This window comes from uncultured Corynebacterium sp. (genome assembly GCF_947253065.1).
Lineage (GTDB): Bacteria > Actinomycetota > Actinomycetes > Mycobacteriales > Mycobacteriaceae > Corynebacterium.
Genome location: NZ_CAMXWS010000032.1, coordinates 1 through 22,727 on the forward strand (window position 1 = coordinate 1; position 22,727 = coordinate 22,727).

Below are 22,727 nucleotides of genomic sequence, written 5' to 3' on the forward strand. Positions count from 1 at the left end.
ACCCGCGACCAGCCGGGTAGAAACCGGATGCTCTAATCCACTGAGCTATGGGGGCTTGCCCGGTTTGGCATACAGAGCATGCGTTTTGGGCGGAACTCATCGTAGCGCACGGGGTGCGGCTTTCCATATTGTCCTCCATCGAAAGTAGGGTGATTGCCATGTCGGGAAAGAAAGCGGTGCAGTCGGCGTGGCCGATCTACCTCGCGGTGTTGGCCGTCGGGGCGTTGGTCGCTGGTGCGTTGTCGTATTCATTTGTGGGCGGCTCGCTCGCGGCGTTGGGTATTCCGGATCCAGGAGTGCTCACCACGGCTGGTTTGCCGGCGTTGCGCGGTGTGGCGTGGCTGTTGGCGGCGTTGGCTGCTGGCTCGTTTTTGTTTTCCGCGTTTTTGATCCCGCCGGACAAGGATGAACTGGCCGATGCCCGCCTGACTGTTGATGGTCATATCGCCGCACGGACCGCTGCGTGGGCGAGTGCGGGTGTTGTGCTCATTTCGCTGGTGATGATCCCGCTGGTGTTGTCGGATGTGTCCGGTACGCCGTTGACGAATGTGATGTTCTCCCCGGAGATGTGGGTCACGGCGCTGGACCGTGTGGCGGAAGCGAAGATCTGGTTGATCGTGGGGCTGATCGCAACGGTTGTCGCTGGTTTTGGTTTCAACTGCAGGTCCTGGAGTTCGCAGGTGCCACTGTTCATCGGGTCGATCATGACGATCATTCCGCTGGGGTTGTCGGGTCACTCGGCGTCGGGCGGTAACCATGACTACGGCACAAACTCGTACCTGTGGCACTTGGTGTTCATGTTGTTGTGGGTCGGTGGCCTGATGGCACTGATTGCCCATGGGCGTCGTTTGGGCCCGGATATGCCGCGTGCGGTGCGCAGGTATTCGATGGTGGCATTGTTCTCCTTTGTCACCTTGCTGGTCTCCGGTGTGGTCAATGCGCTGATCCGCGTGCAGTTCTCCGACCTGACGTCAACTGCTTATGGGTGGACGGTGCTGCTCAAGGTCATTGGTTTGGCTGTGCTGGGATTGTTCGGCTTTGCTCACCGGCAGCTGACCATTCCGCAACTGGGGAAGAAACCGGGGGCGTTTGCGCGCCTGGCGGTCGTCGAAACGCTTGTGATGGGCGCGGTAACTGGCGTTGCTGTGTCCATGGGGCGTACCCCGCCGCCTGCTCCTTTGGAGCCTGATCTCACCACAATGCAGATCCAGATGGGCTACAACCTTGAGGTTGCACCTACTTTCTTCAACGTGTTCACCATGTGGCGTTTTGAGGTCTTCTTCAGCGTCATTGCGATTCTGCTGGCCATCTACTACCTGCACCTTGTCCGTCGCGTTGATGGTTGGAAGCCATCGCGCACGGCATGGTGGCTCGCGGGTTGTGCGATGACTGCGGTGACCACGTCTTCAGGCATTGGCATGTACATGCCGGCGAGCTTCTCTGTGCACATGGTCGTGCACATGATCTTGTCCATGGGGGTGCCTGTCTTCCTCGTCCTCGGCGCACCGCTGACGCTGGTCAAGGAAGCGTATCCCGCTGGGCAGTTCAATGCGCGTGCGTGGGTGGAAGCTTTTGAGAAATCCACCTTCCTCAAGGTGATCACCTACCCGCCGGTGTCGACGGTGCAGTTCCTAGTCATTTTCTACGTGCTGTACGTCTTCCCGTCGTTCTACGAATTCGCAGTGTCAGAGCACGCCGGCCACTTGATCATGAATGTGGTCTTCCTCTTCTCTGGCTTCTTCTACTTCTGGGAGCTCATCGGCCCAGACGAGCTGCCGGAGCGCCGCCCAACCGTGATTCGCTTCGCGTGGTTCGTGTTCTCCATGCCGATTCACCTGTTCATGGGCGTGTATTTGATGCAGCTCAATTACATTTTGGCGGAGGATTTCTATAACAGTCTCGCATTGCCGTGGGACCCGGACTTGCTGCGTGACCAGAAGGCAGGCGGCGGCATCGGTTGGGCATCCGGCGGTTTCCCGATGGCGCTCGTATTTGTCATTTTGCTGTTCGGTTGGCTGCGTGAGGACAGGGCTGATGCGCGTTCGATCGATAAGCAAGAAGACGAGTCCGACGATGAGCAGTGGCGAGCCTATAACGAGATGCTTGCGCAGTACGCAGAACATTCGAAACGCGCGGGCCGCTAGGAGCACGCTTTTCGACGACAGGTCGACCCCCACATGCCTGTGGATAACGGTGAGTTATCCACAGGTTTTTTCTTTCCCAGTCGCGGGTGGGTGCATCTGTGGGAAATGGTGGAAGTGTCACCGCCAAAAAGTGGCGGATGGCTGCACAAAGAATCAGGCGATACGCCTGACAACAGAAAGGTTAGAAACCATGTCCCAACTTCCCATCACCCTGTCCGGCAACCTCACCGATGATCCTGTTTGCATGAACTTTGATACTGGCAGCACCTTGACCCGTATGCGGGTGGCTACGAGTCGCCGTGTGCGCACTGATTCGGAGGATGCGAACGGCAATGCTCAGTGGGCTGATACGGATCTGCTTTATATCGACGTTGAATGCTGGGGTCAGCTGGCCGTGAACACCCATGTGTCGCTGGTAAAAGGCATGCCCGTAGTTGTCGTTGGCCGCTTGGTCTCTGAGAAGTGGACGGACCAGGACGGCAAGAGCCGTTATAAGCACTTGATCAAGGCGAATCAGATCGCCCTTGAACTGACGCGCTTTCAGGTATCTTCGCGCTCGACCAGTGTGCAGAAGCGCACGTTGGATGGCATGAATGACGTTGAGGTGAAAACCCGTGACCATCTTGTTGAGGAAAACGGCACGATCAACACCAACGGCGGAAACGGCTCCAGCGGTGCCAACGGTGTCAACGGCAGCAGTGGCGCGCCGGGCGCGACTGCGGCGGCAGATGGCGTTCTGGAGCGCAGTGGAACGGCAGAGGAAATGAGCTTTGCCGACCGGGAGGCGGAATCGAGCCAGTCGGAAAAGAAAGAACCGGCTCCGGTGCCGGCCGGCTAGTGTTTTCGGGGCGCACACACTTCGATCCATCGGTTGTGCGCGCACTGCCATGGTCGGCCACTGCTCCGGTTCTTGTGTTAGGTGCGTGATGTACCCTTTGTGGTGATTTACGTTTATCCACCTACACGCATGTAAAGGGGAGCTTAAGTGGCCGAGTTCATCTACACGATGAAGAACGTTCGCAGGGCCGTCGGTGACAAGGTCATTTTGGACAATGTCACGATGGCCTTTTACCCGGGCGCCAAGATCGGTGTCGTGGGCCCGAACGGCGCGGGTAAGTCCTCGCTGTTGAAGATCATGGCGGGCATTGACCAGCCGAATAACGGTGAGGCATTCCTGGACCCGGGCGCAACTGTCGGCATTTTGCTGCAGGAGCCGCCGCTGAATGAAGAGAAGACGGTTCGTGAGAACGTCGAAGAAGGTCTGGGCGAGATCTTCGAAAAGAAGCAGCGTTTCGAGGAGATCGCGGCGGAGATGGCCACGAATTACTCCGATGAGCTCATGGAAGAAATGGGCAAACTGCAGGAGGAACTCGACGCCGCTGATGCGTGGGAGGTTGACTCCAAGATTGAGCAGGCGATGGAGGCTCTCCGCTGCCCGCCGTCCGATGCGCCCGTGACCAACCTCTCCGGTGGTGAGCGGCGTCGCGTGGCACTGGCAAAGCTGCTGCTTACCCAGCCGGACCTGCTGCTGCTTGATGAGCCTACGAACCACCTGGACGCCGAGTCCGTCCTCTGGCTGGAGAAGCACCTCCAGGATTACCCGGGCGCTGTCCTGGCCGTCACCCACGACCGTTACTTCCTGGACCACGTCGCGGAGTGGATCTGTGAGGTGGACCGCGGCAAGCTCTACCCGTACGAGGGCAATTACTCTACCTACCTGGAGAAGAAGGCTGAGCGCCTCGAGGTGGCTGGCAAGAAGGACCAGAAACTGCAGAAGCGCCTGAAGGGCGAGCTGGAGTGGGTCCGTTCCTCGCCGAAGGCACGTCAGGCGAAGAATAAGGCTCGTCTGGAGCGTTACGAGGAGATGGCAGCTGAGGCGGAGCAGTACCGCAAGCTTGACTTCGAAGAAATCCAGATCCCGACCCCGCCGCGTCTGGGCAACAAGGTCGTGGAGGTCAAGGACCTGAACAAGGGCTTCGATGGTCGCACCTTGATCAAGGATCTGTCTTTCACGCTGCCGCGTAACGGCATCGTCGGTGTGATTGGCCCGAACGGTGTGGGTAAGTCGACGCTATTCAAGACCATCGTTGGTTTCGAAGAGCCGGATTCTGGTTCCGTCGAGGTCGGCGAGACCGTGAAGATCTCCTATGTCGACCAGAACCGCGAGAATATCGATCCGGAGCAGACGGTCTGGGAGGTTGTCTCCGGCGGCCTGGATTACATTCACGTTGGCCAGAACGAGATGCCGTCGCGTGCATACCTGTCGGCATTCGGTTTCAAGGGGCCGGATCAGCAGAAGCCGTCGAAGGTTCTCTCCGGTGGTGAGCGCAACCGTTTGAACCTGGCTCTCACGCTCAAGCAGGGCGGAAACCTGATTCTGCTCGATGAGCCGACTAACGACCTCGATGTGGAAACCCTCGGTTCGCTCGAGAATGCTCTGCAGAAATTCCCGGGCTGTGCCGTGGTCATTTCGCACGACCGCTGGTTCCTTGACCGAACTTGTACCCACATCCTCGCCTGGGAAGGCAATATTGAGGAAGGTAAGTGGTTCTGGTTCGAAGGTAACTTCGGCGACTACGAGGCCAATAAGGTGGAGCGTCTCGGCGAGGAAGCTGCCAAGCCGTCTCGCGTCACGCACCGTAAGCTGACGCGTTAAACCTCCACTCACCCCCGTGCACTACCGCCCGGGGGTGTACATATTCACAAGAAAGGATTCGCGGACACATGACTGGAAGTGCACCGAACAATATTCAGCGCATCACGCTGCGGTGGAATGATTTCGACCGTTATGACCACCTGAATAACTGCAAATTCCTGGATATTTCGCAGGAGGCACGTATCGCCTTCATGCGCGAGAACTTCGCTGACCAGAAGCAGGAGTTTGGTGTGTTCGTGCGCCATGTGGAGATCGATTACCTGCGTCCAGTCATGGCGGATACGGCCGAGGTGGAGGTCGAAACAACTGTCACGGAGATCGGCAACACGTCGTTCAAGACCCAGCAGGACCTGAAGGACCGCCAGGGCCGCGTGTGCGGTGTTGTAAAGACGGTGCTTGTCGCAGTGGATCTGTCCACAGCATCGCCACGCGAGATCACGCAGCAGGAACGCGGGATTTTGAATTCCGGCAACAGCGAGACCGCAAAGTAGTGGCTAGCGAAAGCCTCACTATTGAGTCAGGTGCGGCTGGGCTGAAAGCACTCGTTGAGCGTGCGCTTCACCTGGAAGACACAGGCTCCGCACGCTTTTCGACGTTGGGTGCCAACACCGACACTCCCGCCGTCGATGTCTATGTGACCACCCCGTTTCGCTGTGTCGCCTCCCGCCGTATCGCTGGACAGGCGTCTCGTGATGGGGCAGTGGTGTCGCTGAAGGACCTGCGTGATGCACTGGCCCATGGGCCAGGCAGTGGCACGCTTGAGATCGGTCCGGCGCGTGATGCGAATTGGCTCGGCGCACTACCACCGAAAACGGGTTATGTCCAGCGCGATATCGTGCCCGTCAACGTGGTGCGCGACCTCGCGGACCAAGGTCGGCGTTTGGCGCGACAGTTCTCCGGCCCGCTGGGCCCGCCACGTTCGCTGCTCGAACAGATCGTGCTCACCGCAGATACCGAGAAGAACGCTGGTGCTCCCGTTGATGTGCCGATGCGCATGATCTTCACCTGCACCTCGCTCGGCCTTATCCCCGGGCCGAGCGCACCGGTGGAGATCCCGCGTCACCTGCGTATTTCCACTTCCGGCCGATGGATCCGCCTGGACGCACCTTTCGGCAGCGTCTATTACACCTCCGGCGGGATCAACCTGTTCGGCTAGCCAGCTAGTTAACTAGCAAATGAGCTAGTTAACCGAACAGCTGACGCAGGTGTGCCGACCCGAATTTGCGGCTGGGGTCCATCTGCTCACGCAGCGTGCAGAATTCGTCAAAACGTGGGTACATTTCGGCGAAATCTTCCCGTCCAAGAGTGTGCATCTTGCCCCAGTGCGGACGCCCGCCGGCAGCCTTCAGCACGTCCTGAATGTGTGGGAAGTACTCGTGCGGATTCATGGCCTTCGGGACGTGGAACGCGATATACATCGACTCACGACCAGTAGAGGTGGACAGTGCGACGTCATCAGCGGCGGTGGTGCGCAGCTCAAGCGGGAAAGGGATAAGCCAGTTGCGGCGCTCAAATTCCCGGTTGATCTCGCGGACTGCTTCCGGTCCGGCCTCGAGTGGTACCGCGAATTCCATCTCGTGGAAGCGGACCCGGCGCGGGGTCGCGAACACGTCGTGGGCGCGCGAGCGGTAACGGTTCGCCGCCATGGCGCCTGCCGCGATGTTGTTCAGCATGGGCGCGGCGCGCGGAATTGCGCGGGCGACTGCCAGGGAGGCGGCGAAAGCGCCGTTGCCGATCAGGTCATCCTCGATGAAGCGGGTGAATTTGCCGCGTACCTTCGGCTCGCCACCTGGTGCCGGGGCACCGGGGGCGAGACGAGTATTGGATTTCACCATCGCGCGGTCGGTGTGAGGGAACCAGAATGCTTCATAGTGGTCAACTGCGCGGGAGCGCTCCTCCCAGGAATCGAGCACCGTATCGAGGCTTTCAGCGCCTTCTTCTGCCAGCAGGTCGAAGGCGTCGACGCATTGCATCTCCACCTCGACGATGACACCGAGTGCACCCAGCGAGACAGTCACCAGGCGCAGGGCGTCGGGGTCGGTGTCGATGGAGTAGTCGAGGCGCTGCCCGCTGGCGTCGATAAGCGAAAGGCCAGTGACTGTGCCTGCGAACCCGGTCCAATTGATGCCTGTGCCGTGCGTGGATGTGGAGATCGCGCCGGCGACGGACTGGACGTCAATGTCGCCCTGGTTGGCCAGCGCGAGCCCGAATGGTTGGAGGTATTCCGGAATGCGGTGCAGGCGCGTGCCGGCGAGGAAGCGGACGCGTTTGGTCTCCGTGTCTACCTTCACGATGCCGGCGAGCTTGTCCAGACTGATCATCGCATCAGTACCGGCCGCGACGGGTGTAAAGGAGTGACCGCCGCCGACCGTGCGGACCGACTGGCCCGCGGGAAGAGTACGCACGATGTGCTGCACTTCCTCGATCGTGGCGGGGTAGTAGAAGGAGTTTGGCGCCGTCTGCACGGAACCGGACCAGTTGCTGAACGTGGTGCCCGTGCGGTTTTCAGGAGTATTGATCGTTGTGCTCATCGCAAAGTCCACCCATTTCCTCTGTATGTGTCCCACATTTCTGCTGTGCCGTCCGGGTGGACGGCGACGATTCCGTCGACGTGCTCGGTCATCTCGCCTGCTTTGGCGTGGCGGAACCAGACGAGATCGCCGACGGAAAGGCTGTTCGCTCCCGGCCCGTGGAGCGGGGTTTGTACCTCGCCTGCGCCTTCCGTTGCGGAATAGCGCAGCCCACCGGGGTGAACTGCCGCTGGCACACGGTCGGCGGCGGGAGGGCCGGAAGCGATCCAGCCACCCGAGTTCACCGTCGCCCAACCAGGTGCCGGGATGCGGGAGACCTGGCAAATGAAGAAAGCGGATGCTTTGTGGTTGACGGTGGCGAAATTGTCGAAGATGACCGGGGTATAGAACCCAGATCCGGCAGCAAGCTCCGTCAGCGTGCCCTCGTCAGCGCTCACATCGAGCGAGCCCGTGCCGCCGCCGTTGACGAATTCCAGTTCCCCGACAGCGCGCGCAGCCTCAATGCACGCTTTCCGACGCGGCCCGAGCTGCTCCATCGATGTACGCCGCAGCCAGCGCTTCACCGAACCCGCGATGCCCGATTCCGCATCCGCCACAGACGCGACCTGCCCCTCATACGCCATAAGGCCAACAAGACGTAGGCATCGCTTAGCGACGATCTCCCGCGCTAACTCATCCACCTGCTCCGGCGAGCGAACCGGGGAGCGTCGCGGACCGATGACCGCGCCAGGCAGGTGCAGCGTGCAGTCCAAATCAATCGCGACCCGGACCGGCCCAGCGCCTTGTGCAGCAGACTCGATCAGGTCAAGGTGCTCCGTGCAATCCACCATGACGGTGATGGTTTCGCGCAGCTTTTCGTCTGCAGCCAGTTCGCTCAACGCGGTCTTATTCACGCTCGGATAAGCAACCACGATGTCATCAAAACCAGCATGGGCAAGACGAATTGCCTCAGGCACGCTATAAGAAAGAATCCCCTGGTAGCCGTCGTGCGAAAGAGCACGGCGCAATGCGTCGGTGCTGCGGAGGGATTTCGACGCCACTCGGATCGGCAATCCGCGCGACCGAGTGACCATCTGCTGCGCATTGTGGTCAAAAGCAGCGATATCCACCGTGGCATAAGGGGCTGCGATCTGCCCGCTTTCAACCAGCGGTGACACTGCAGTGAGCAACGTCTGGGAAGGGGTGGTGACCGTAGTTGGCATGTCGCCATAGTAGTTTCACAAAGCTAACGATGTGCCGTTTTCGGTCACCTATTTCTGTTCAGCTTGCCGCTGCCAGCACCCGACCGGGACGTCGTTGCTACATCAGGTTGGTGCTCTGTGGGTTCATTCCTGGGTGATCTTCCGGCTGGTTGATCAGCATGTACGCGACGCGCTGCATGTGGTTCCACAGTGCATCTCGCTGTGCCGGCAGTAGTTCATCTTCAGTGAACTGGTTGAGGGAATTCTCCATCAACGCCAGCCAGTGCTCAGCCTCTTTCCTCCCGATGGGGTAAGGGAAGTGACGCCGGCGCAGCATCGGCGCACCACGCTTCTCGTTGAAGGTGGTGGGCCCTCCCCAGTACTGCACGAGGAACCACCGGAGCCGGTCTTCTGCTCCTGTGAGATCGTCTTCGGGGTACATGGGGCCAATCACGTCGTCGTCACGCACTTGTTTATAAAAGCCTGCGACGAGCCGGCGGAAAAAGTCCTCGCCAAGTGCCTCGTACATCGTCTGTGGGTTGTCCTGCGCGTTCGTGTTCATCGGGCCCCATCCTACGCGTGCGTGAGAGGCGCCTATTTAAGCCGCTGTGAATGTAATCCGGCACCCATCATGAGCAAAATGAACCGCTTGGTCTATTGTGCGTTAGGAGATCAGAAAGGATTGAGATGTCTGCCGGATTTAGCACCGATTCCATCCATGCCGGATACGAGCCGGACTCCCTCTATGGGTCGATCAACACCCCCATCTACGCGTCGACCACCTTCGCGCAAGATGACCTGGCGGTGACCCGCAACGGCTACGAGTACACCCGCGTGGGCAACCCCACGATCACGGCATTGGAGAAGACCGTCGCCGCACTTGAGAAGGCCGACTACTGCGTCGCCTTCGCCTCCGGCATGGCCGCTGTGGATTCTGTGCTGCGCATCCTTCTCAAGCCGGGCGATCACATCGTCATCGGCAACGATGCCTACGGCGGCACCTACCGCCTGATCCAGCAGATCTTCAGCCAGTGGGGGATTGAGAACACCCCTGTGGACATCACCAACCCCGACGAGATTGCTGCCGCCATTCAGGACAACACCAAGGTCATTTGGGTAGAAACCCCGACCAACCCGCTGCTGTCCATCGCCGATATCCAGGCGATCGCCGATATCAAGGGTGATGCCACCCTCGTCGTGGACAACACCTTTGCGTCCCCGTACCTGCAGAAGCCGCTGCAGCTCGGTGCGGACGTGGTGCTGCACTCGACCACCAAGTACATCGGTGGCCACTCTGACGTCATCGGCGGTGTTGTGTGCGCGAACCGTCCTGCCGACTCCACCTCCCAGGGTGTCACCGGCGTGACTGCCGCCAGCTTCGATGCCCTCAATGATTTTGAGGACCAGCTCCGCTTCTTCTTCGGCTGGGTCGGCGCGATCCCGTCCCCATTTGATACTTACCTCACTGGCCGCGGTCTGAAGACGCTCAGCGTGCGCATGGACAAGCACTGCGACAATGCCGAAGCAGTGGCCGAGCACCTGAACGCCTCCGACAAGGTCGCCCGCGTCTACTACCCAGGCTTGGAAGACCACCCGGGTCATGACATCGCCGCACGTCAGATGACCCGCTTCGGTGGCATGGTCTCCGTGGCCTTCAACACTGCGGAGCAGGCCAAGACCTTCTGTCGCTCCACCAAGGTGTTCTGTCTGGCCGAGTCCCTCGGCGGCGTGGAGAGCCTGCTCGAGCACCCGGCCACCATGACGCACGTCTCCGTCGCAGGTTCCGCCCTCGAGGTGCCGCCGACGCTCGTGCGTATCTCGGTCGGCATCGAGGATGTCGAGGACCTGATCGCTGACCTCGATCAGGCGCTCGCGAAGCTTTAAGGATCCAGTGGATCTCGTTTACACACCGACCATGTGAGGCTCGCAAAAGCCCAGGTCAGTTTTCATTGCCGGGGCAAGGATGTAAACGAGATCCACAGGCCTTTGGGACCGCGCTCGCTTAGGCCTGTGCGTCCACCTTGCGGTTCCGCAGCGCGCGGGCTGCGCGGTCCTGGCCCTCAGAGATGATGCGGCGCAAACCAGCCGGAATCTCACCAGCCAGCAGCTCATCGGCCTTCGCGATTGCCTCCTCCGAGACGTCCCACAGCGGATACATGCCCTCGAGAGTGCGCTGCGCCATCTCATTAGACAGACGCTCCCACAGCTGCGGAGCCACACGGAAGTATTCATCCGTCAATCCCTCCAAGCCCTTACGAGTGAAGGTCAGGCCATCCATCAGGTAACGGGATTCGAGGTTGGTGAGATCCTCGCTCACCAACTTGTCCCACGCCCATCGCTTATCGACGCTCGCCCGCGCCCTCAACCTCGACACCGCCCCTTCCGAGGAGGAGTCCTTTTCATCCTCAGCAGCCGATACCGGCAACTGACCAGCCGCGATGAGGTTCGTCAGTGCGAGCCAGCGGGTTTCCTGGTTATCTGAGGTCTCCAACAGCGTGGTGAAGTGATCCACCGTCTCCTTTTCCGGGGTGAGGCGAGCCAGGGCCCGGTCGAAGATGACAGCAGGTTCAGCACCCCGGAAAGCAGTGTTGAGCAGCGCCATGCCCTCGGCGCGCCAGTCTTCGGCGACGTACTGCTTGACTGCCTGGGTTGCCTGGGCGAGCAGACGCTCCTGCACACTCGGGTGAGTCTCTTGGCGGGCAAAGCGTGCCACCAGCTGGACAAACTGACGGGCGGGCAGGAAGCCGTCACGCACGGACTCCCACAACGACGACCACACGAGAGTGCGTGCGAGAGAATCCTCGATGTCGCCGAGGTGTTCCAAGGCGAAACGCTGATGCTCCTCGGTCAGCCCCATGAGGCAGTAGGTGAGGTCATCGTCGTTGACCAGTGCGAGGTCGTGCTCCACGCCCGCCAGCTCAGGGATCTCGGTGCGCTCACCGGAGACATCCAGTTCTACTTGTTTGGTGCGGGTGACGGAGCCGTCGATAAGCGAGTACAGGCCGACGCGGACACGGTGCGTGCGCAAAACATCGGACTCTTGCACAACGGCGAAGCTGTCCGCGGAGATCTCCGGACGCAGGCGAGACACTCCTGTGGTGCGCAGCCACTGCTGCGCCCAGTCGGACAGGTCGCGTCCCGACGCCTCCTCGAGCGCCCCGAGCAAATCCGCGAACTCAGCATTGGAGTAGGCGTGATTGTCAAAGTGCGTGCGAACCCCGGCGAAGAATTCCTCGTAGCCGACATAGGCCTGAAGTTGCTTGAGCACGCTGGCACCCTTGGCGTAGGTGATGCCGTCGAAGTTCTGCTCCGCCGTCTCAATATCAGGCGCATCCGCCGCGATCGGGTGCGTTGACGGTAGCTGGTCCTGGTTATAGGCCCATGCCTTTTCCACCGAGGCGAACGTCGTCCATGCCTCCGGGTACTCACCGATGCCCACCTGGGCTGTTGCCGCGGACCACGTGGCAAACGACTCGTTGAGCCACAGATCATCCCACCACTTCATAGTGACAAGGTCGCCGAACCACATGTGGGCCATCTCGTGGAGGATCGTGTCGTTGCGGCGCTCAAGACGGTAAGGAGTCGGCTCGGACGTGAAAACGTACTCGTCCCGGTAGGTCACCGCACCGACGTGCTCCATCGCGCCCATGTTGTACTCAGGGCAGAAGATCTGGTCGTACTTGTCGCCGAACGGGTAGGTGCGGCCGAATTTCTCATGGTAGAAATCGAAACCGTCCTTCGTCTGTTTGAACAGGCGCTCCGAATCCATATGTGGAATCAGGCTGGCGCGGGCGTACAGGCCAAGTTCGATCGTCCGCTCCTTGCCGTTATCGGTAAAGGTGTACGTGTCAGAAACACGCTCGAATTCGCCGGCGCACACGCAAATGAGATAGGTCGACAGCGGGTAGTCGAGCGTCGTGCGGGTCGTGGCGGTGCCGTCGCCGTTGTCGGTGCGCTCCACCGCTTCGTTGAGTACCACGACGTAGCGCTCCGGTGCGGTCACCGAAATCTTATAGCTCGCCTTGAGGTCAGGTTGATCGAAGCAGGCAAAGGTGCGCATCGCCATTGCCGGCTCGAATTGGGTGTACAGGTAATCCTTGCCGTCAGCCGGGTCGGTAAACTTGTGCAGGCCCTCGCCCGTTCGCGAGTACGTGTGGGTCGCCTCGACCACCAGCTCGTGGGAACCAGGGGAGAGGGGGAGGGTGCGGCCGTCGATAAGCGTGCCGTCGAGCGTGGCCTTGAAATCATCCGCGATGAGATCAAAGAACGTCTCACCCTCTTTCGATTCAAACGTCACCTTCGTGCTGGACGTGAATGTTTCCGCGCCCGTAATGTCGAGGTCAACGGTGTAGCGCACGTCGCTGATAAGCTCCGCGCGGTGCTGTGCGTCAGATCGAAACAGATTTGCTTTCATGCGTTCCAACGTACCCTTGGCATCATGACTCAAAAAGTGACCTTCTGGTTCGACGTATCCTGCCCGTTCTGCTGGCTGACCTCTCGCTGGATCAAAGAGGTAGAAAAAGTCCGCGACATCAGCGTGGACTGGGTACCCATGTCGCTCTCCGTACTTAACGACGGCCGCGACATCCCTTCCGACTACGCCGCCAAAATGGAAGCCAACTGGGGCCCGGCTCGCGTCTTCGCGAAAGTGAAAGCCGAAGCTCCGGAGAAGATCGACGAGCTGTACACCGCCATGGGCACCCTGGTCCACCCTGGTGGCGAGAGTGGCAAACAGGGCTTTGGCGCCTACGACTCCGTCATCGCGCAGGCCCTTGAACAGGTCGGCCTGGATGCCTCCTTCGCCTCCGTGGCTAACGACGATTCCTATGATGCGCAGCTGCGCTCCTGCCACCAGTCCGCAATGGACGAAGTCGGCGACGACGTGGGCACCCCAGTGATCAAGCTCGACGACAATGCCTTCTTCGGCCCCGTGATCACCCGCGTGCCTACCGGCGAGGAAGCCGGCGAGCTCTTCGACCACACCGTCGGGGTAGCCTCCTTCCCGTACTTCTTCGAGCTGAAGCGCTCGCGTACCGAAGACCCGCAGGTCTAAGCGCTCTAGCCGCCGGTTTTCCCGTAGGCTGTGCACCATGCGTATTTACCTTGGAGCAGACCACGCCGGATTCGAGCGGAAGAACCAGATTGCTGAGCACCTCAAGGCCAAGGGCTTTGAGGTCATCGACTGCGGTGCGCATGAGTACGACGCCGCCGATGATTACCCGGCGTTCTGCATCGCCGCAGCGGAAAAGACCGTCGCTGACCCGGAGTCCCTCGGCCTCGTATTAGGTGGTTCCGGCAACGGCGAGCAGATCGCCGCGAACAAAGTGAAGGGCGCCCGCTGCGCTCTCGCTTGGTCCGTTGAGACTGCGCAGCTAGCTCGCGAGCACAACAACGCCCAGCTCATCGGTATCGGTGGTCGCATGCACTCGCTGGAGGAGACCCTGGCTATCGTCGACGCCTTCGTAGGTATTGGCCCCGACCACCAGGTTGAGGAGCGCCACCAGCGTCGCATCGACATCCTCGCCCGCTACGAGGAGACTGGCGAGACCGAGGAGATCCCGGCGCCGAAGACGCTCTAGTCTTTTGTTTCTCAACCCGCTCTTCGGAGCGGGTTTTCGCTTTTTGCACGGTTGCCTCGTCGTTCTGGGGCAGTGGAGCTACCGCTTACACCGCCGTTTTGAGGGTGGGTTAGTCCCGTCCGAACCGGGCTCGGCAAAACCCCAGGTGGGCTGTGACTGGTGTGGCGCACAACTGAAACGGGACTAACCCGCATGCAGGGAGGGGATGCGCCCCGCGGGTAGTGCACACTCAAGTGGACATTGTTCCCTCGCATAACCGCCGCTGATCGGGAAACCTCTAAAACATGAGGGGGAAATACAGAAAACGACAGGGGTTGAGCCTGGGGGAGATCAGGGACATAGCGGGGGCGTTTCCACGTGCGGCAGTTACAGGACCAGCGGCAGCACGGCTTATGGGGCTGCCCACGTTGGAGTGGGTGGAGGCGGTGGACCTGCGTTATCTATCGGGGGCGAAGCCGGGGAAGCAACCGAAGGATCCACGGGTGGTCTACCGCGGCGGGAACATTCGGCAAGATCTAGTGCAGGAAAGCAACGGCATTGCAACTGTGCACCTGATCCAGGTGTTGTTTGATATTTACCGCTACTACGGTCGGCTAGACGCACTGGTGCCCATGGAGCATTTGCGTTTTCACCAGCAGATTTCTCAGGCGGCGTTGCTGAATGCTGCTAAAAGAATGCTGCCCAGGGCGAATGGAATTCGAGGGTTTGAGGGGTTGGTGGGGTGGAGTGCGGGGACGTCGCAAAGCCCGTTGGAGACGATCGGCCGTGACGCGGTGTTGCGGGCGGAGATCCCGGAGGCGCATTCGATTGAGTTTCAGGTGGGGGTCGTCTTCGAGGATAGGTTTGCGCAGCAGCGCTTCGCGTCCGTGGACATGCTGATTAATGGGTGGCTTGTCGTTGAATTTGATGGGCGGATTAAGTCTGATGGCACCTACGGCGATGGGGTCACGGTGTTGCTCCGCCAGCTTGATCGCCAGCACGAGATCCAGGCCCTTGGGTTCAGTGTGGTGCGCGCCGGGTGGGGCGATGTGGTGAGCGGGAAGCTCGTTAGGGATCTCCGCCGCATTCTCCGCGCCCACTCCAAAGCCGCGTGATCAGGAATGCCACTGCGCGAGCCGTTCGCGCAGAATCTCTTCCGCGTCGTCGTGGGCGGCGCGGTTGCCTTCGTCAGTGCCGCCGAACATGATCTGCCAGCCATTCGGTTGCTCGTCAGACTTGGGGAAGAAGACGTGCCCAGCATCGGGGTAGATGTGCGCTTCAATATTGTCGCCCTGTTCGGCCAGCGCACGCGCGGCAACGTCGGATTGCCACATCTGGTCCGCCTCACCGGCAAAGAGCAGCACGTTGCCGTCGAAATCAGACAGGTCGATCGGCGCATTAGCGTTGGCTGCGGTGCCCTCATATGTTGCGCGGTAGGAGACCGGGTAGCCCGTGGCCATGTCCCAGAACATTTTCGCACCAGCGCTTATCGACGACTTCCTAAACGACCCATACTCCACCGTCTCACCCTTATCGGTGAAAGACGGCAGATCCTCCCCGCCTGTGAAGTCCAGACCGCTGTATGAGTAGTGGGCTGGTGCGTAGGCGACGACATTGTCCACCGGGCAGCCACGCGCAGCGAGTAGTTCAGCGAATTCCGCACCCTTGGATGCACCGATGACAGTCAGTGGGGCAGGATCCTCGACATGCTCGTTGATGTAGGAGGTGACCTCGTCGAACTGATCCAGTGGGATGTTGGCGAGGGTGGGTTTCTGATTCGGTTGGCCGAAGAAGTAGAGGCTTAAGACTTCGTAGCCGGCGTCGAAAAGCTGTTTTGCGCGGTTGTAATTGGGGGAGCCTTCCGATCCGCCGTAGACCACGATCACACCGCGGTGCTTCTTTTCAGTCGGGCGGAAGTGGAAGCCATTGAGATACTCACCCTCGATGGCGGTGATGTGCTCCGAGGTCTCGTACGAGGACTTATCGGAGCTCATGTCCCCGCCTGCGGACTGCGTGATCGGGTATTTATTCCCGTTGTAGGCGCGCAGCCCGACGACCACGAGCACCAATACGAGGATGACAGCCAGTGCCCAGAGCAGAAACTTTCCGATTGCCTTGAGGGCTTTCATGGGGCCGACTTTACAAAAGACAGGCCCCATGCGCGCTTAAGCGAACATTCCTTCCCCGACGAAACCGGTCTCGCCCACGCCAGGCGGGATGAGATAAGTGCCAGTGTTCGTGGTCTTGAGATACTCCAGGAACATCTCGTCGCGTGACATGGACTGGTGCACGGTGGCGAACCTGTCGACGGTGCGCGTGAATGCGATGAAGAACAAGCCGGCGTCAAGGCGGCCCTGCTCATTGGAGCCATCGACGAAGTTGAAAGCGCGGCGCAGCATGCGGATGCCGCCGTTCTGGTCAGGGTGCACGTTGAACACGTGGGAGCCGTGGTCGATGACGGGGCGTCCGCGTTCATTGGTCGCGGCGAAGTCGGGTTCGTCGAATTCTTTAGTGCCGCTCAGCGGGGCGCCTTCGAACTTATCGCGGCCGGTGACGCGTTCTTGCTCTGAGAGCTGAAGGGTGTCCCAGACCTCGATATTCATGGCGATGCGTCGGGCCGTCAGATAGGAACCGCCGGCTGCCCAAGGCTGGGAGGAGTCGGAAGGAATCCAGACATGCTCGTCCAATGCTTCGTTGTCCTCAGCGCGGATATTGGCGGTGCCGTCTTTCTGCCCGAAGAGGTTGCGCGGTGTGGTCTCCTCGCGGGTGGTCACGGCGGCTTTGCCGAAACCGATTTGGGTCCAGCGCAGCACCGCGTCGGGCACAGCCAAGCGGGTCAGATTGCGCATTGCGTGAGTAGCCACTTGGGGGTCATTCGAACAGGCCTGGATACAAAGGTCGCCCTCGGACTGCTCGCGGTTGAGGAAGTCGTTGGACATTGGCGGCATCTCGGTGAATTCATCCGGCAGTTTGTCGGCCAAACCAAACTGGTCGCGGAAGAGACTACGACCGAAACCAATGGTGATGGTTAAGGCAGACGGGCCTAGATCAAAGGCTTCGCCAGAATCGTCGGGAGGGAAATTCTCTCCGCCACCGAACGCACCTTTGGCGCTGACTTCGCCACCGAGCGTCAACCGGCGTGCGGCGTCCGTCCAGCGTTTCAGTAGGTCAATGAGGTCATCGCGGTCGGCTTTCTCACCCATATCAAAAGCCGCGAAGTGCAGGTTGTTCTGCATCGGGCTGATGATTCCAGCTTGGTGCTCACCGGCGAAGTCGATGATGAGTTCATCGTGAGAGACAGCGCCGTCCGATTCTTCCCGGGAGCAGGCAGCAGCGGCGACACCGACGGTGCTGGCGCCGCCGAGCGCGAAGAATGTGCGCCGGTTAAAGTCACGCATTTAGGACTCTGCCTCCGTGTCTACGTTGAGGCCCAGAACAGTACCGGTCAGGTTCGACAACGGCTCGCGCAGAGCATCGATTGAACGTGTCAGTTTTGCCTGCTGGCCAGCATCGACCTGGTCGTAGTCGACGTATCCGGTCTCAAGGCTGCCGTATTGGTCCAGAAGTTCTTGGATGTCGTCGAAGCGGGACGAGATTTCGTCGACAAGCTTGGTGCCTTCTTCACCACGATCTGCGGCGATGTCTTTGACCATGTCGAAAGCGATGCGCGAGCCTTGAATATTGGCCTGGAAATCGTAGAGGTCCTTGTGTGACCACCAGTTCTCCTCGCCAGTGACCTTGGTGGTAGCCACTTCCTCGAGCAGGCCCATCGCACCATTGGACACGGTGTCGACCGTGATGTCGTTCTTTTCCACGAAATCTGGGGCGTGGACGGTGGTGTTCAACAGCTCAACATCAGCGATCAAGGTATCGGCGATCTCACGACGCTTCTCTGGTGTGGACGGCTCCCACCCTTCGCGGGCAGGTGCGCCATCGGCGTTCTTGGTGTCGGCTGCTGGCGGCCACAGGTCCTTCTCCATGCGGTGGAAACCGAGCCACTCGGTGAACGTGGGGTCGTCGTTCTTGAGCTCCTCGGCCTCGGCGATGTAGTCGACTTCGCGGTAGTCAATGCGCGCGTCGAGAACACCGAGGGCCTCAGCGATTGGCTCGATGCGCTCGTAGTGGACGCGGGTGGTGGGGTAGAGCTCCTTTGCCTTCTCGTCGTCGCCGGCGGCGTATGCTTCGGCGAATTCCTCGACCTTAGGCAGAAGTTCCGCGACTTCGTTCTTCACAAAAGCAGCGTAGTTATCGCGTGCCTCGTTGAAGCGCTTCTCATCTGACTCGGTGTATTGGATCGGCTCGCCGGTCACCGTGAACTCAGCTTGGCCGACATTCGCCCCGCGCAGGCCGGGCTTGCATGCGGTGAAGTAGGAGCCAGGTTCGAGCTGAACGGTCAGTTCAGCGGTGCTACCAGGCGTGATGTTCTCGCGCTCAGCGATGACGCGCAGACCATCGTCGGCGAGGATGTAGAACTCAGTGACACGCTCACCTTCATTCGTGATGGCGAAGGTACTGGTACCAGATTCAGCTGAGTTTGTAGCGACTGCGCAGGAGTCTTCTTTCGCTGTGACATCGATGGTGTCGCCCGTGCTGTTTTCCACGCACCCCGCGAGCGGGAGGGCGAGAGCCAACGAGGCAAGAATGATAGGGGAGCGCTTCATAGTGCGACCTTTCGTGGTTTAGATGTTTCAGCTTTTCGCTTATCGACGCCACCGCGCCTAGCAGCCCGCACATGCCCCACGAAGATCGGGACAATGATGACGAGATAAACAGCCCAACCAATGACCTGGAGCCAGGACATTTGGGGCATAAAGCCAGTGAATGCTTGAAGAAGAGTGGCCGTGATTCCAGAGGGATCGATGATCTCTTCGAGGTTGAAAGCCCAACCGAACGGGAACGACGCCATCCAGAATGGGTAGGTCGCAAATCCAGTGAGTACTTCGCCGGTGCGCGGGTGAGTCGGTGCGATCGGTGCACCGGAGAATGGGCCGGGGAGGAATTGGGCCTCCTGAAGATCATGAATGGCGTAGGCGAGGATGCCCGCTGCGACGATGATGAGCAATGCGCTCGACCAGGTGAAGAAGGTCCCCAGATCCAGGCGGAGCGCACCCCGGTAGATCAGCCAGCCCATCACAATGGCGGTGCCGATGCCGAGGAATGCGCCGGCGACTGCACTTGGGGTGGTAGTCCAGCCCCACAACAGCAGGGTCAGTTCAATTCCTTCGCGAGCAACTGCGACGAATGCAAGCCAAAACATTGCTTGCGTGCCTTTAGTTAGCGCGATGCCGGTTTTGTCATCGAGCATCGTGCGCAGCTTCCCGTTCTCGTTACTCAAAGAGACGATCATGCCGGTGATCATGGCCACTGCGATGAGTGACATGATGCCGCCGATTGCTTCTTGTGCACGGAACGAAAGGCCGTATCGCCCGAATGTGAACAAAGCTCCGAGGGCGGTGCAGATTGCCGCTGCTGAAATAACGCCGACCCAAACAGTGCGTGACGCTGAGGCAATGTGCTGATTAGGTGCACCCTGGCGGCGCTGGATCGCGGCGAACAGCATGCCGACGATGAGAGATGCTTCCAGGCCCTCGCGGAGGCCGACCAGGAATGCGGCGATGAACATATGTGGGACTTTCTCGTTTTAACCTGGGCAGTCGTGGTGCGGCGACCTATCGAACTTAGGTGACCCTTGACTAGCCAAGGGTCACCTTACTTCGCGCATTCTAAAAAAGTAAAGAGCGTCTCTTGCGCATGTTCATTGCGCAAGAGACGCTTCGATGAAAAGTCAGGTGATTGGCTAGAACTTCGGCGTGCGACGCTCCAGGAAAGCTGCGACGCCTTCCTTGTGTCCTGGGCTCTGCAGAAGCTCGGTTTGGAAACGGGCCTCGTTGATCAGACTATTCGGCAGCTCTGTGAGTGTGACGCGGTTGACGGCGCGCTTCGTTTCAGCGATGGCTCCACGCGGGGAGGTGGAGAACCCCTCAGCCAACTGCTGTGCACGCGTCAGGGCTTCGCCGGCAGGTGTGACCTCGGCAAAGATACCAAAGCTCACGGCGTCGGCAGCAGGGATTCGCTCCTGCAGCAGGACCAGCTGCATCGTGCGGTGGCGACCGATGGATGCGGCCAGTGTTGCAACTGCGCCACCATCCGGCATTAGACCAATACGTCCAAACGGCAACGTGATGAAGGAAGATTCAGCCGCGATGATCAGATCGCAGGCGCAGGCAAGCGAAGCACCGACACCAGCGACGGCTCCTTCGGCAGCTGCAATCACGGGTACGTCAGCACGGGTGATCGCTCCGATCATGTGCTCGATTCCCCCGAGGGAATGTGCAGCGACTTCGGCGGTGTTCTCGCCGGTGAACGCCTCGATGTCCATGCCTGAGCAGAACGATTTCTCATCGCCAGTAATGATGATGCACCGGACATTCGGGTTCGCATTAGCTGTTTGAACGGCATTGCCGATCGCCCAATAAGAATCCGGCTCCAACGCGTTGCGCTTGGCAGGGTTGGAGATGCGGATGTGGGCGACGGTGCCGTCGATAAGCGAAGTGATGTTGCCCTTGAGCTCGCTCGTCATAGCTGCCTTTACTTGACGAAGCCTGCGAGGCGACCGGTGATGATCTCCGCTGCCTCGTTAGCGATGCGCGGGACCAGCTCGCCACACGTCGGGATGTCGTTGATGACGCCCTGGACAAGACCGCAGGACCAGATACCCGCATCCAGATCGCCGTTCTCATAAACCGTGCGGCCACGCTGACCAGAGACCAGATCGCGGACCTCCGGGAACTGTGCGCCAGCATTGAGCTTCTCGACGACCTCACGGCTCACCTCATTCGACGCCACACGAGCGGTGTTGCCCAGCGTGCGGAAGATGAGCTCGGTGTCCAGCTCAGTGCGCTCAACGATCGCTTCCTTGACGTTCCGGTGCACCGGTGCCTCCTCGGTACAGAGGAAGCGGGTGCCCATGTTGACGCCCTCTGCGCCAAGCGCGAGTGCCGCGGCCATACCGCGACCATCGGCGATACCACCGGAAGCCAAGATCGGAATGTCCAGCTTGTCTGCCGCTGCCGGCAGAAGCACCAGACCCGGGATGTCATCCTCGCCCGGGTGGCCCGCGCACTCGAAACCGTCGACGCTGACAATGTCAACGCCCTTCTGCTGCGCACTCAGTGCGTGGCGCACGGAGGTGCACTTGTGGATCACGGTGACCCCGGCCTGCTTCAACATCGGCACCAGCTGCGCCGGGTTCGCGCCAGCGGTCTCCACGATCTTCACGCCCTTTTCCACTGCCACACGCAAGTACTCCTCGTACGGCGGTGGAGTGATCGTCGGCAGGATGGTCAGGTTCACACCGAAGGGCTTATCTGTCATCTCCCGCATGCGGTCGATTTCCTTGCCCAAGTCCTCCGGGGATGGCTGGGTCAAAGCAGTCAGGATGCCCAGGCCGCCCGCATTGGAAACAGCAGATGCGAGATCAGCAGTGCCGACCCACTGCATACCGCCCTGGACGATCGGGTGCTCAATACCAAGCATCTCGTTGATGCGGGTCTGGATCGTGGCTGACATAGTCGGCTCTCCTTAGCTTCGGTTTCAATCGTGTTTGATTGTTCGGCTGAATTAATGAGACCTACATTACACATCGGGCAAAAATGTTGCGTGGATAACTTGGCAATTTTGGAGGGCTAGAAGTCGAAGTCGAACCCGCCACCATCGAAGAGTCCTCCTCCGTCGCCGCCGAAGAAACCTCCGCCGTCACCGCCCATATCGGCACCGGCATCACCCATATCATCCATGTCTCCAGCGCCAACATCACCGAAGTCGCCGGCTGCGAATTGATCGGCGCTCGGGGTACCGGCCATGCCGGCGAACATGGCGGAATAGAACATCATGGAACTAGCAGCCCACATGCCGGTCATTGCTGCTGGTGCCCACCAGGCGGTGGAGTACCAACCGGCAGGGACAGGACGGCCGGCGACAGCGCCGCCGGGGTAGTAGTGCGGGGTCTGATCCGTTGCGTGCGGGGAAGCCTGGATGGTTTGGCCATCGAACTCCGCAGTGCGGGCTTCGGTCACTCGACCTGCCTGGCGCTGTGCTTCCAGTTCGGGCAACTGTGGGCCCGGGGCAAGGCCGAGGATCTCACGCGCAGCATTAACGTAGTGCAGACCTTCGAGGGCGGACTCGCGGGCCAGCTGTGCCTGGCGGACCGTGCGTGCCTGGGTAAGGGCAGAATTAGCGGCGTTATAACGCTCAGAAGCGTCAGCCATTGCCTGCGTCGACGCGGTGTCCGTACCGGAAATCGTGAGCACCTGGTGGCCGAGGCGGTCGACCCAGCGTCGGGCGTCGGCAAGCGCATCGTCCAAATCGGCGCCGTCGAGCTGTGCGCGCTGGCTGTTGTTCTGAGCGCTACCAATGAGTTTCACGACACCAAAGAGCGCGGCACCGATCAAAAGCAAGCTCAAAAGTCCCACATTCGCTCCTTAAAATCGCAGATGTCTTAGCAAGTTCTGTCTGACTACTTTTCCAACGAACATCGAGCTAAAAGTGTTCCTGTTTGGCGTGAACCGCACTCTGGGATAAGCTTGATCGCGCGCTTAATCGTGCAGCTGGGAATGTCGTATAGTGGCTAATACCTCAGCCTTCCAAGCTGAAGACGC

Annotated in this window: 20 protein-coding genes; 9 read left to right on the forward strand and 11 right to left on the reverse strand. The window is 60.0% G+C overall.

What is annotated here, in order from left to right; translation table 11 throughout:
* The first annotated feature begins 158 nt into the window (after positions 1-158).
* From Q0X21_RS07920 to Q0X21_RS07940, 5 genes are all read left to right on the forward strand, one after another.
* On the forward strand, positions 159-2,144 hold the full coding sequence (locus Q0X21_RS07920; protein WP_297851366.1) for a cytochrome c oxidase assembly protein: 1,986 nt from the start codon (positions 159-161) through the stop codon (positions 2,142-2,144).
* Positions 2,145-2,334: 190 nt separating this feature from the next.
* Positions 2,335-2,982, forward strand: a complete 648-nt coding sequence (locus Q0X21_RS07925) for a single-stranded DNA-binding protein (RefSeq protein WP_297851367.1) — start codon at positions 2,335-2,337, stop codon at positions 2,980-2,982.
* Positions 2,983-3,129: 147 nt separating this feature from the next.
* Positions 3,130-4,800, forward strand: a complete 1,671-nt coding sequence (gene ettA / locus Q0X21_RS07930; RefSeq protein WP_297851368.1) for an energy-dependent translational throttle protein EttA — start codon at positions 3,130-3,132, stop codon at positions 4,798-4,800.
* Between the two features lie 68 nt (positions 4,801-4,868).
* Positions 4,869-5,291 (forward strand): thioesterase family protein, encoded by a 423-nt coding sequence (locus Q0X21_RS07935; RefSeq protein WP_297851369.1) that lies wholly within the window; start codon positions 4,869-4,871, stop codon positions 5,289-5,291.
* Positions 5,291-5,956 (forward strand): hypothetical protein, encoded by a 666-nt coding sequence (locus Q0X21_RS07940; protein WP_297851370.1) that lies wholly within the window; start codon positions 5,291-5,293, stop codon positions 5,954-5,956. Before Q0X21_RS07935 ends, Q0X21_RS07940 begins: the two co-directional genes overlap by 1 nt.
* A gap of 28 nt (positions 5,957-5,984) precedes the next feature.
* On the opposite strand, the gene Q0X21_RS07945 is transcribed toward Q0X21_RS07940, so the two are convergent.
* From Q0X21_RS07945 to Q0X21_RS07955, 3 genes are all read right to left on the reverse strand, one after another.
* A complete protein-coding gene (locus Q0X21_RS07945; RefSeq protein WP_297851371.1) occupies positions 5,985-7,331 on the reverse strand; it encodes a D-arabinono-1,4-lactone oxidase in 1,347 nt (448 codons plus the stop codon).
* Entirely contained in the window at positions 7,328-8,533 is a 1,206-nt protein-coding gene (locus Q0X21_RS07950; protein WP_297851372.1) for an alanine racemase, read from the reverse strand. Before Q0X21_RS07950 ends, Q0X21_RS07945 begins: the two co-directional genes overlap by 4 nt.
* A 97-nt stretch (positions 8,534-8,630) precedes the next feature.
* Positions 8,631-9,074 carry a globin gene (locus Q0X21_RS07955; protein ID WP_297851373.1) on the reverse strand — a complete coding sequence of 148 codons (444 nt, stop codon included), beginning with the start codon at positions 9,072-9,074 and terminating at the stop codon, positions 8,631-8,633.
* Between the two features lie 125 nt (positions 9,075-9,199).
* Between Q0X21_RS07955 and Q0X21_RS07960 the strand changes: the two genes are divergently transcribed.
* Entirely contained in the window at positions 9,200-10,396 is a 1,197-nt protein-coding gene (locus tag Q0X21_RS07960; protein WP_297851374.1) for a cystathionine gamma-synthase, read from the forward strand.
* A 118-nt stretch (positions 10,397-10,514) separates the two neighbouring features.
* Here the strand turns inward: Q0X21_RS07960 and pepN are convergent, their stop codons facing one another.
* Positions 10,515-12,926, reverse strand: coding sequence for an aminopeptidase N (pepN, locus tag Q0X21_RS07965; protein ID WP_297851375.1), 2,412 nt, complete (start codon positions 12,924-12,926; stop codon positions 10,515-10,517).
* A 24-nt stretch (positions 12,927-12,950) separates the two neighbouring features.
* Between pepN and Q0X21_RS07970 the strand changes: the two genes are divergently transcribed.
* The 3 genes from Q0X21_RS07970 to Q0X21_RS07980 all read left to right on the forward strand — a co-directional run bounded on the left by Q0X21_RS07970 (position 12,951) and on the right by Q0X21_RS07980 (position 15,185).
* Positions 12,951-13,565, forward strand: coding sequence for a DsbA family protein (locus Q0X21_RS07970; RefSeq protein WP_297851376.1), 615 nt, complete (start codon positions 12,951-12,953; stop codon positions 13,563-13,565).
* Between the two features lie 37 nt (positions 13,566-13,602).
* Positions 13,603-14,091 carry a ribose-5-phosphate isomerase gene (locus Q0X21_RS07975; RefSeq protein ID WP_076599626.1) on the forward strand — a complete coding sequence of 163 codons (489 nt, stop codon included), beginning with the start codon at positions 13,603-13,605 and terminating at the stop codon, positions 14,089-14,091.
* Between the two features lie 482 nt (positions 14,092-14,573).
* Complete coding sequence (locus Q0X21_RS07980) at positions 14,574-15,185, forward strand: hypothetical protein (protein WP_297851377.1); 612 nt, start codon at positions 14,574-14,576, stop codon at positions 15,183-15,185.
* Here the strand turns inward: Q0X21_RS07980 and Q0X21_RS07985 are convergent, their stop codons facing one another.
* From Q0X21_RS07985 to Q0X21_RS08015, 7 genes are all read right to left on the reverse strand, one after another.
* A complete protein-coding gene (locus Q0X21_RS07985) occupies positions 15,186-16,199 on the reverse strand; it encodes a dienelactone hydrolase family protein (RefSeq protein WP_297851378.1) in 1,014 nt (337 codons plus the stop codon).
* Between the two features lie 36 nt (positions 16,200-16,235).
* Positions 16,236-17,468 (reverse strand): iron uptake transporter deferrochelatase/peroxidase subunit, encoded by a 1,233-nt coding sequence (gene efeB / locus Q0X21_RS07990; RefSeq protein ID WP_297851379.1) that lies wholly within the window; start codon positions 17,466-17,468, stop codon positions 16,236-16,238.
* Entirely contained in the window at positions 17,469-18,731 is a 1,263-nt protein-coding gene (gene efeO / locus Q0X21_RS07995; protein ID WP_297851380.1) for an iron uptake system protein EfeO, read from the reverse strand. It lies immediately after the preceding gene.
* On the reverse strand, positions 18,728-19,693 hold the full coding sequence (locus tag Q0X21_RS08000) for an FTR1 family protein (RefSeq protein WP_297851381.1): 966 nt from the start codon (positions 19,691-19,693) through the stop codon (positions 18,728-18,730). Before Q0X21_RS08000 ends, efeO begins: the two co-directional genes overlap by 4 nt.
* A gap of 174 nt (positions 19,694-19,867) precedes the next feature.
* Complete coding sequence (locus Q0X21_RS08005) at positions 19,868-20,650, reverse strand: enoyl-CoA hydratase-related protein (RefSeq protein ID WP_297851382.1); 783 nt, start codon at positions 20,648-20,650, stop codon at positions 19,868-19,870.
* Positions 20,651-20,658: 8 nt separating this feature from the next.
* The gene (locus Q0X21_RS08010) at positions 20,659-21,639 is read right to left on the reverse strand and encodes a nitronate monooxygenase family protein (protein ID WP_297851383.1); all 981 of its coding nucleotides are present in this window, start codon (positions 21,637-21,639) and stop codon (positions 20,659-20,661) included.
* Between the two features lie 116 nt (positions 21,640-21,755).
* Positions 21,756-22,484 (reverse strand): DUF1542 domain-containing protein, encoded by a 729-nt coding sequence (locus tag Q0X21_RS08015; protein ID WP_297851384.1) that lies wholly within the window; start codon positions 22,482-22,484, stop codon positions 21,756-21,758.
* Between the last annotated feature and the right edge of the window lie 243 nt (positions 22,485-22,727).